This is a genomic window from Zunongwangia mangrovi (genome assembly GCF_900112105.1).
In the GTDB taxonomy this organism is placed as follows: Bacteria; Bacteroidota; Bacteroidia; order Flavobacteriales; family Flavobacteriaceae; genus Zunongwangia; species Zunongwangia mangrovi.
The window spans coordinates 1-2,265 of sequence record NZ_FOKV01000026.1 but is presented as its reverse complement, the minus strand read 5'-3'; the positions used below and the strand labels follow the sequence as shown (position 1 = coordinate 2,265).

1 protein-coding gene is annotated in these 2,265 nt (G+C 31.8%); it reads left to right on the top strand.

The window, feature by feature from the left end; genetic code table 11:
• The first annotated feature begins 560 nt into the window (after positions 1-560).
• Positions 561-2,129 (top strand): reverse transcriptase domain-containing protein, encoded by a 1,569-nt coding sequence (locus tag BM201_RS17925; protein WP_175487092.1) that lies wholly within the window; start codon positions 561-563, stop codon positions 2,127-2,129.
• The last annotated feature ends 136 nt before the right edge of the window (positions 2,130-2,265 follow it).

Here is a 2,265-nt window from a genome sequence, read left to right as displayed (position 1 = left end):
ACATTTATCTTTAGAGTATAAAACACCAAATATGGTATACAAATTAACTGCTTAAAATCATGTTCAACCTGTAGCCATATTTCAGGACTAGACATGCGGAAAAAATTACTATTATTAAACTTATAGGAATGATGAATGACAATATGGCATAAAATTTTGTTATTAACTAATTTTGTCATTTAAATAAGAATGGAATGATTTGTGACTAATTGATAATCAAGGATTGAGAATTTGGGACAAGACTGGTAGGTACGTTTTATGTAAAGTACACATTAGTGTTCCACGCGCAGACTTTGGCTGACGTGTGAAGAGAGATTCCAATCTTGCAAATCTTTATCAATGTTATTACAAGTTGCATTGAGAGGAATGTGAGATGAACTGTCTTAGTTTCTATTTCTGCTGGTGCTGTCATAAGCGATGGTGTTAGTAAAGATACAAACTTTATTCTATCAATGAGTGGCGTTGCCTATAGCGAAAGCGAAAAGCAACTTCAGGATTGTATCTACCGATAAGTAAGCCACGACCAAACTCAATCCTTTTTTTATACACAAAAAATGACTATGAATGATGATTGGTTAAAATTTAAAAAGTATCCTCATATAGGAAAACCACTTACTAAAAAGAAGGATAAAAGTTGGTTAAAAAATTTTATTAAAAATCCTGAGAATATTGCTAATCATAAGTTCGTACCACTTTTACATAGAACTTTAAGTCAGAGAAAATACAGACCTCTTGAAAATGCGCCCAAAAACGAAAGTGGTAAAAGAGAAAGAACAATAAGTGATAAAAAAGAGCGTCACATTTATTTTCCATCCCATTTAGATTCGATTATTTATAGCTATTACAGTCATCTTCTAACGAAAGCTTATGAAGATTATTTAGAAAACAAGTCATATGGTTCTGTCGCTGTAGCTTACAGAAAAATACCAATTGGTAATGGTAAAAATGGAAATAAATCCAATATCGAATTTGCTTTTGAGGCTTTTAAATTTATAGAAAAAAATAAACATCGAAAGCTATCTATAATTGTGGCGGATGTAACTTCATTTTTTGACAACTTAGACCATCGAATTCTACATAGTCAATGGAAACGTGTTTTGAATACTAATAATTTACCAGATGACCATTATACAATATTCAAAAATTTAGTAGACAACAAATATGTTAATGAGAATGAATTATTTAAAAGGTTTCAACATAAACTCATAATAGAAAGGTATCTACCGAATGACACTTCGCAAAAAGTTCTTAAACGTAAAAAAGTGAGTAAAATCTACAATATGCGACACGAAAATGTAGTAGCGTTTTGCGATAAAGATGAATTTTTCGATGAAGCAACTGACTTGATTAGAACAGATAAACCTTACAAAAGAGATATTCGTCAAAAACTCAACAAAAAAGAAAAACAAGGAATTCCTCAAGGTACGCCAATTAGTGCCACTCTTGCAAATATTTATATGCTGGATTTTGATGAGCGAGTTCATTCAGAAACAACATCCAAAAAAGCATATTACCAAAGATATAGTGATGATTTAATTGTGATCTGCGACCAAGCGGACGAAGAATATTTTTACGATTTAGTCCGTAAAGAAATTGAAGTTGAAGCAAATCTTGAGATTCAACCCAAAAAGACAAATGTATATAGATATGAATTAGACAAAAACTCTAATTTTCAAGGAGGTCTAATAAAAAAAGGAAAATTGAATTCTAATAAACAGTTGGAGTATTTAGGATTTATGTATGACGGATCAAAAGTTCGCGTTAAGACGGCAGGTTTTTCTAAATTTTATAGGACAATGAAACGTTCATTTAGACGTGGAGCACATTTTGCAAAAAAAGCACATATACCATCTGATTCTCTTTTTGAAACACGGTTATATAAGAGGTTTACACATTTAGGCTCTCAAAGACGTATGAAATGGTTGCCAGATGAAAATAGTCCTACAGGTTACAGTCCTTCAAAACAATATGATTGGGGAAACTTTATTAGCTATCTGAATAAAGCAAATCACGTGATGAAAGAAATAAATAAGGACGATACAATTATTCGACAATACAGAAAACTTTGGAACAAATTTCACGAAATTAAAAAGGCAACATACGAAGAAATAACAAGCAAGAAAAAATAAAGCACTACGCACAACAACGTATAACAACAATTGCGGCTTTGTGTCCTGCGGACACAACCGCGCAAGCATAAAAGTCGGTAATTTTAGCTATCTTAGTTTTTAACCAATCCGCAACTGATTGTTATACAAGACCGTT